The organism is Vibrio sp. 2-Bac 85, from assembly GCF_037546705.1.
Taxonomy (GTDB): Bacteria; Pseudomonadota; Gammaproteobacteria; order Enterobacterales; family Psychromonadaceae; genus Psychromonas.
The window spans coordinates 231,651-239,911 of the sequence record NZ_JALAAB010000006.1; the positions used below are offsets into that span (position 1 = coordinate 231,651).

The 8,261-nt window shown below is 34.0% G+C and carries 4 protein-coding genes; all 4 read right to left on the reverse strand.

Annotated elements, in window-relative coordinates; translation table 11 throughout:
• Nucleotides 1-38 precede the first annotated feature (38 nt).
• From MT390_RS09185 to rfbB, 4 genes are read right to left on the reverse strand one after another with little or no spacing between them, the layout of a single operon-like run.
• Nucleotides 39-1,202: an alginate O-acetyltransferase AlgX-related protein gene (locus MT390_RS09185; protein ID WP_499440757.1), complete on the reverse strand. Its 1,164-nt coding sequence runs from the start codon at nucleotides 1,200-1,202 to the stop codon at nucleotides 39-41.
• Nucleotides 1,195-2,397, reverse strand: a complete 1,203-nt coding sequence (locus MT390_RS09190; RefSeq protein ID WP_499440758.1) for a hypothetical protein — start codon at nucleotides 2,395-2,397, stop codon at nucleotides 1,195-1,197. Before MT390_RS09190 ends, MT390_RS09185 begins: the two co-directional genes overlap by 8 nt.
• Nucleotides 2,398-2,443: 46 nt before the next feature.
• Entirely contained in the window at nucleotides 2,444-7,084 is a 4,641-nt protein-coding gene (locus MT390_RS09195; RefSeq protein WP_499440759.1) for a glycosyltransferase, read from the reverse strand.
• Nucleotides 7,081-8,163: a dTDP-glucose 4,6-dehydratase gene (gene rfbB, locus MT390_RS09200; protein WP_499440761.1), complete on the reverse strand. Its 1,083-nt coding sequence runs from the start codon at nucleotides 8,161-8,163 to the stop codon at nucleotides 7,081-7,083. Before rfbB ends, MT390_RS09195 begins: the two co-directional genes overlap by 4 nt.
• Nucleotides 8,164-8,261 lie beyond the last annotated feature (98 nt).

Sequence of the window (8,261 nt, forward strand, 5' to 3'; positions counted from 1 at the left end):
AAAATCAAGACTTGCCCTCATTACCATCATGCCCCCAGTTATCTCACTTTTCTTTCATATTCATTTAGTTTCTTTATTATGAACTCGCCATCAGGTCTTTTTTTAAAAGCAATACGCATCAAGTGCAACGCTAATGGTAAATTTATATTTTCGTACTTTACTGCCACATCTCGACAAAAGTCAACATCTCTATCAGTGATTACATCAAGTTCATTTATTTGATTTACATTCGTTTCTGTCATTTTTATTTTAGGTATTGTTGTTCTTTTATTAAATAACCAATCTTTAAATTTATGGTTTGATCTTCCAAGCAAGAGAAGTTGTAGTGCAGTACTTGATTCTTTAGATATTTTGCTAGTATCAAAATCACACGATATGAAGTTGGAGAAATATGGTCTATAACAATCAACACTAGGAGGTGTGACTAAGTATCTTTCAGCATTTCCAGTGAAAATAGTATCAGGCTGAAGTATATTAGCTATACAATCAATTATAAAAGGATTTCTTATATAAATGACTTCTTGAAAGAACGAAGTGTAAATATTAATTGAGTTTTTAAAAAAACTATCTCCGAATAAAAGTAATCTCTTATTTGATATTGAACTTGAATTTAAAAAATAATCTAAATCGCCTGTATTTCCTTTGAGAGCATTAGAAAGAGTATAATGTTTAACATGTGGTATTATTTTATTGTAACTCTTTAAAAAAAAAGTCTTTTCTGGTGATAAGTTGAGTATTTCCCCTAAGTCCCCTTTATAACTAACTTCTTCAAAGTAGGGGATTGGTTTTTTCTTAATATTACAGATTTCTAGTAGATATTTAAAAATTTCAAAGTTACCTTGTTCATTAATATGGGTATCTGTATTTAAAAAATGCTCCTCCTTGCTTAATATTTCTATAGGATAAAAAACACTTTCTAGCTGATGACTACTATTGTATATAGAATTTACGTGAATATTTTCTTTTTCAAAATCTTTCTTAAATAACACCATTTTAGATGGGAAAACTATATGGCAATACGGTATGTTTTTTTTACTACAATAATTTACGTTATGCTTGATATTTTTTCGAAAAGAATTAATCGCATCTTTAGTTATTGATTTATCTCCTGTTAGATAGGAAAATTGTTCTTGAGCTCTGTCAGTTTGTTTTAAAAAAAAACAACCATTCATGTCTATTATATCTTTTTTTACATCAATCATGTTCGTTTAAACTTTCCATAATTTTTTTAATTTTTTTATTTATATACTCACCATTAGGCCTGATGACCTGGCAAATTTTTAGTATAGATAATGTCGTTGTATTATCACCAAGAATCTCATATCGTTTAGCTAAGTTGTTTAGGAATTCTACATTTTCATTCAATGTATTAATTGTTTTCATATATTCAAAAGATTTTTTTTCTTCTGATATCAAATGTTGTAAAAGATGCTGTAAAGATTTTTCGTCAATATAATCTTGCTTAGGCAAAACTTCCGGATACTCATCAAAAATATTATTGAACAACTGTAAATGCCCTTCAAAAAAATTAATCATAAAATTTTTATTTTCTTCCATGAATATTGATTGAAATTTTATTGCTTCATTTCGCGCAGGGAGGAATTTACTTTCACTTTTATTATTTATTTTTTTTATGAGTTCATTCCTCGAATATCCTAGTTCATTGGATAAAATATCAGAGTTATTATAAACCTCAATACACCTAGCTGTAATAATATCAATAGATTCATTAGTTGAAATTCTTGACATATCTAAATTTTCAATGCTTTTAATGTTTGCAATATTTAAAAAATCTATAATTAAATCATTATTAATTAATTTTTCTTTTTCGAAAACCCTACATGTGATATTTTTTTTACCAAAAGAATTAGCCCAATTAGTCATCATTTCGTTATAGAGTAAATGCTGAATGTCGCTAGTATTAAATATATTATTTAACTTGACCCTATACCCACTTCTTAATGCCGTAGTTACATTACTTGTCACATATCTATCTTGGCGCCTAAAATAAGATATAATTTCTACAATTTCGAAATAACTCGATAATTTATTTTTCAAATAAATTATCGAGTTATTATCCAGTAGAGAGCAATCTTCTGAAGATACAATGACATGATCTATGTGTTCAGGTAAAGCATTGAGTTCTTTTTGTAATTTTTGATAATAGTCACCAGAATATTCATTAAAATCATAACCAGAGATTTTCTGAATTTCCTCAATATAGTATTTTAAATTGTGTGAAATATCAGCTGCTAATGCAAACTCATACTGATTTAATGATAAATAATCCAATACAAATATACCATTCTCAAATAATATTTTTCTGTTCTTTCTGAGAAATGCTTGTATAGATGTTGTTCCTGTTTTTCGTGTTCCAATGTGCAAAGTTAACTTCATGTTTACCCCAAAATCTCATATATATACTTTATTTTTTCACAAACCTTTAAATTTTTTCTATAAACTTAAACCAGTTCTCAAAAAACTCTCTTTCATTAAATGCCTCAATATTATCAAAGCTAAAATCAGTCTCATCGTTACAGATGGACAGGATTTTTTGTGAAAGTGCTTTATTTGAGTCCACAATATAACCGTTTGTACCGTCTAGCAATACATCTTCAACACCGACACATTCTTTATATGCGATGGTTGGTACATGCTGAGATAAAGCTTCTAGTAGCGCAATACTTAAGCCTTCAAACTCGGAAGGCATTGCATACATTTTTGCTTTCCTGTAAACACTTTCCATATCACCAGTATTTCCTTTTAAGGCAATAATATCGTCGACTTTCTCAACAAAGATTTGGGCTTGTAGCTCTTCTCTTAAGTAACCTTCGCCATAGATTTCAACACGGTACTCTCGTTGTCTTAATTCATCTTGTATCAAACTTACCGCATCAATTAAACGATCAAATCGTTTTTGTGGTGCTAAACGACCAACACCGATGATTAACTTTTCACGTTGACCATTATTAACATGTTCCGGCAAAATGACGCCATTTGGAATTACAGTAACACGATCTTGCATATCTTCTGGCAACGAGTCCTTGTAGGTATTGAGTAACAAATGAATATGATCAACTTTTGCAAAGTACTCTTCACGCTTCTCTTTGCTCCACCATAACTCTTCAATTTTCCAAGGATTGTTGTGCTCCGATGCAATAATAGGTATACCAGTACCTTGAGCAGCTTCAATAATTGGCTCAAATAACCATTCAGACAACATAGGAATAAATACATCCACTTGATGATCTAGCAATTGCTTTCTTAAAAGTGGAATAGACTTACCATAGTCAGATTCATCAAATGTTGGGATAACCTGCACACTATCATAAAGAGGGTAAACAGCTTTATTATGTAAATTTTTCTTGCAGAAAATCGTTACCTTCATTCCTTTTTCAGAAATATAGTTAGAGATTTGAGCCGCAATACGCTCTATTCCACCTTGCGAGAAGGTCATCCCATGAACATAAAAAGCAACGTGTTTTGATTGATTAACAATATTTTTATGCTGATCAAATTCACTGATATCAATAATATCAGATAGGCATTTGCCTGGGTGTTTAAACTTAAAGCGTGTCCATTCACTTTCAATAATTGATTTTGCTCGTTTTAAGGTTTTTGGATTGATAGTGAAATTATTCACGACAAAGTCAAGGATATGTTTTCTCTCATGAAAATAAGCCTCAGTCCCTTCAACTTTATGAACTTGAGAGGCACTATGGCGGCGGAAATAGTTCGCAGCTTCTACGTTATGGACCACCTTACCATGCTTTAAACAATCTAAGTAAATAAGCCAATCACCTGCAATTTTAAAACTACGTGCTTCCTGTAAAACATGGCCATTAACAGAAGCTTTTCGAATCAATAGACCACTCGCATTGACGAGTGTGCACATTGAACCTAGTTGCTCATTAACTTCCATAAAGCCGTCACGTTTGTAGCTTGAAGCAAATTTATTAGGGTAAGCTTGATCCAAGTAGGGTTTTAGAGCATTTTCTTGCACCTCACCATATTCATTAATAATCTCAGTACGTGCCGATATTATATTAACCATAGGATCATTAAACTCAGTGAATAGCTTTTCGATAAACGCGTTATCAGCGGAGTCATCACCTTCAGCAATCCAGACAAAGTTTCCTTGAGCTAATGCAATACCTTTTTGCCACTGAATAAATGGTGACCCTGAATTTTTTTTATTAAGATAACTGTGTACCCTGTATTCATTAATGTATTCATCAACCACTTTAGTTGAATGATCCGTTGAACAATCGTCCAAAGCAAGAATTTCCCAATCTTGGTTAGTTTGGTTGATAATGCTGTCGATACGCTCCTTTAAGTATAATTCGTGATTGTAATAAGGAATAATCACAGATAAGGCCGGCTGGTAATCAGTATTCTGATAGATAGTTTTAAATATTTTCTGGTTTTGAATATCAGAAGTGTATTGACTAAATAACTGCTGCTTGGCCGCATTGCCATGCTCTATTAATAGGTTACTATTCTCTAGGTAAGTAACAACAGCCTTGGCAGCTTCTAATGAATTTATCTTTTCAATGATAGTGCCTGAGTTGTATTTAATAAACTCAGTAATCCCTGTGGCTTCATCAAAGCAAATTGCAGGTATGGCATGCTGTGCGGCTTCCAGAACAACGAGAGGGAATGGGTCTTCCCGTGATGACATATAAAAAACATCAGCCATTGCTGAAAGTTCATTTGCATTTTTATAATTACCAATAAATTTAATGTATTGACGATCTTCATCTGTTAAGGAAGACTCGAGTTCATCACGATCTGGACCATCACCAATCCAGACAAATTTAATTTTTTTATCAGTAAATGAACGAGTGTAACGAGCCGTTTCAATAAAAATATCGGCGCCTTTACGCCAATAGAGCGTACCACAACCAGTGACAACAAATGCGTCTTGATCAATACCAAATTGTTCGCGGACTTGTTGACGCAGCTCTTGAGAAGAAGTCTCTAGCTGTGCTATCGGATTGATAAAAGCAGGTACAGTTGTTACTAAGTTTTCAGTTATCTTATACTTTTCTATCAGTGTTTTACTTGATGCTGGTGATGCTGATATATAAAGATCAGTATTATCTAAAATTAACTGCATTTCATCATCAAATTCCGCGAGTATTTTCTCCATCTCGTGAATATGGGTCACTATATTACCAGTTAACTTAATATCGTACTGCTCAACAATATTAAATAATTTTCCACTGACAACTGTATTAAGGTACGTAAATTCAAAATCCTCTTTTAAGAATGCTTGTAACTGTTCAGGGGAATCAACGTCATTTTCGGGTAATACATAAATATCAGCATACTGTACATATAGATCTGATACAGGACCAGGTGCTAATAATAATATTTTCAAGCGGCGAGCGGTATGCTCGTAGAACCATTTAATGACTTCTAACAAAACCACTTCTGAACCAGCTTGCATACCATCATGCCCTACAAATAACATTGGCTTAATGGCACGACTACGAACTACACTTTTGGGGTCACAACCCTGGCGACCTTCATAGTAACCGTGTACTGAAAAATGTTCAAAAGGCGACGATCCTGTTGTGCGAATATCAGGATTGAGTGAACAATAAAAACCTGGATCAAAGTAAGCATTTGGCTTACGCCCCTCTTTTTCACCCGCATTAAAGTAGTGCGCCAGAGGGTCAATACCAGCTTCCCTTACATCATTATTATTTGCTAAATAATAATCAGCATCAAAAGTTAGTTTGAGCAGCTCCTCAGTGACCTCGACAGCTTCCGCCACCGCTTGAACTGTTGGAGCTTCGTTTAGCAGTTTATTTTTCGCAACCGCACGACCTTCATTAATCCCACACTGACAATAGTGACCTAACAATGAGCGTTCGATGCCCACTAAATCTTCATTCAATTCTAGATACTCATAAGGAACAAAGAATGGGTTTGGTTTCCGCCCTTCACTTTCACCAATGGTTACATAGTGATAAAGACTGTTCGTTTTATTTTCTTTAACCTCGGGGTTTGATATCAAATAGAACTTGGTTGAGAAAAATGATGACGGATCAAGCAGTTGATCATGTCCGACAGCAATGTAATGCTGAATGGGATTATCATATGGTGCAATATCATTAATAAAATTGAGATAATAATCAACATCAAAAATTTCAGACTTACTAATGACTTCAACCATATATTGTGGTATTTCAATTTTTTCTAAAATAGTTCCCTGAACTTGTTCAACCTCTTGAATCCCCTGTTCTGCTTGAACTATTGTGGGTATATCCTCCTTAATATCAGAAACATTTGACTTTTCCGTTAGAGGAATAACGTTAGATATTGAAGAAGTCCCATCTAAAATAGAAATACTACTTGATAAACCCATATCTATTTCTAAAGAATGATTGCTGAAGCGAATAAAATGCAAAAAAGGATGGTTTTTATTAGTATCAATAGCATTACTTTCTAAATATTCAGCAAAATCAATATCCATTCTTGGGCTTCGCCCTTCAAACGCCCCTTTTGCAATAAAGTGATGATAAGGTGAAATACCGGCTTCTACGACATCATTATTTGTAGCAAGGTAGTATTCGGTATCGAAATATGGATGTGCAGAAAGACCTAATTCAGTTTCATTATTGTAGAAATAAGCAAGATAAGTACAATTAATACTTTCTGGTACTTGATTTTTTAAGTGTTCTAAATCAACAAAATCACAAGGAGCACGACCTTCTTCTTCACCATTTGTAATATAATGAACCAAAGGATTTATATCCGCTTCGACCACATCTTGATTATTCACAATATAGTATTGGGTGTTAAATAAGAACGAAGGAGGCATCCCCTTCACGCAGCCCAAAAAATAATAATCTTCAACGAGATCATCAAGCTTATGCTCTGGATTATTATTTGCATAATATATTTCATCAATAAGACCAGAAGCACCAATAATTTCTATATGAGCTTCATTAGTTACACTTTGAATCGTTTCTTTCGGTTCTTTCATATGCGTTTGCTTTAACCTTATGGTTGTCGCTGTATTATTTAATTTTGAGTTATCATCAGGATCATACTCTCCTAGCGAATGAGTCATCTCAGTAATCCTTTCCACCAATCTTCACTATTCAAATACCATTCAACAGTTTTTTTAATGCCTGTTTCAAATGACTCTACTGGTTTATAACCTAACTCATTATTGGTTTTAGTTGCGTCAATCGCATAGCGCCAATCATGCCCAGCGCGGTCTTCTACAAAGGTAATTAACTCTTCAGTTTTGTTTGCTAAAGCAGCTTTAGCTGATGGATATGCCGTCGCTAGTTCTGGGTTGTTTTTAAACTGATCATTTAAAAGCTTACATACTAATTTTACGATATCAATATTAGCCCATTCATTGTGCCCACCGATATTATAGTTTTCACCTAAACGCCCTTTGTTTAGAACCAGCTCAATGCCACGAGCGTGATCTTCTACATATAACCAATCGCGAATTTGTTGACCATCACCATAAACAGGCAGTGGTTTATCATGAAGAATATTAGTAATAATCAGTGGAATAAGTTTTTCAGGGAAATGATAAGGACCGTAATTATTTGAACAGTTCGATGTCGTTACTTCTAAACCATAAGTATGGTGGTAAGCACGTACTAGATGATCAGAAGCCGCTTTAGAAGCTGAATAAGGCGAATTTGGCGCATAAGCAGTTTCTTCTGTGAATGCCGGATCATTAGGCCCTAGTTCACCGTACACTTCATCGGTTGATACATGATGAAAACGATGTTTAAGTGGCGTTTTACCGTTTGATTTTGGCGCATCGATCCATACTTTTTTAGCTGCTTTAAGTAAACTGTATGTACCGATAATATTCGTTTCAATAAAAGCATCTGGCCCTGTAATTGAACGGTCAACATGAGACTCAGCCGCAAAATGTACTAAGGTATCAATGCCATGTTCTTTTAATAATGTTTCTACCAATGCTGTATCGCAAATATCTCCGTGAGCAAATACAAAGTTAGGATTATCTTCAACAGACGCTAAACTTTCTCGGTTGCCGGCATAAGTTAACGCATCTAAAACCACTACTTTGTCCTGTGGGTTATTGGCAAGCCAGTATAAAACATAATTTGCACCGATAAAACCAGCGCCACCAGTTACTAATAAGCTTCGAGTTGTCATTTTTTTCCTTAATTTGGTTGTTGAATACTAGGTGCTAGATGGCTAGATGCTAGATGACTAGATGCTAGATGACTAGATGCTAGATGACTAGATGCTAG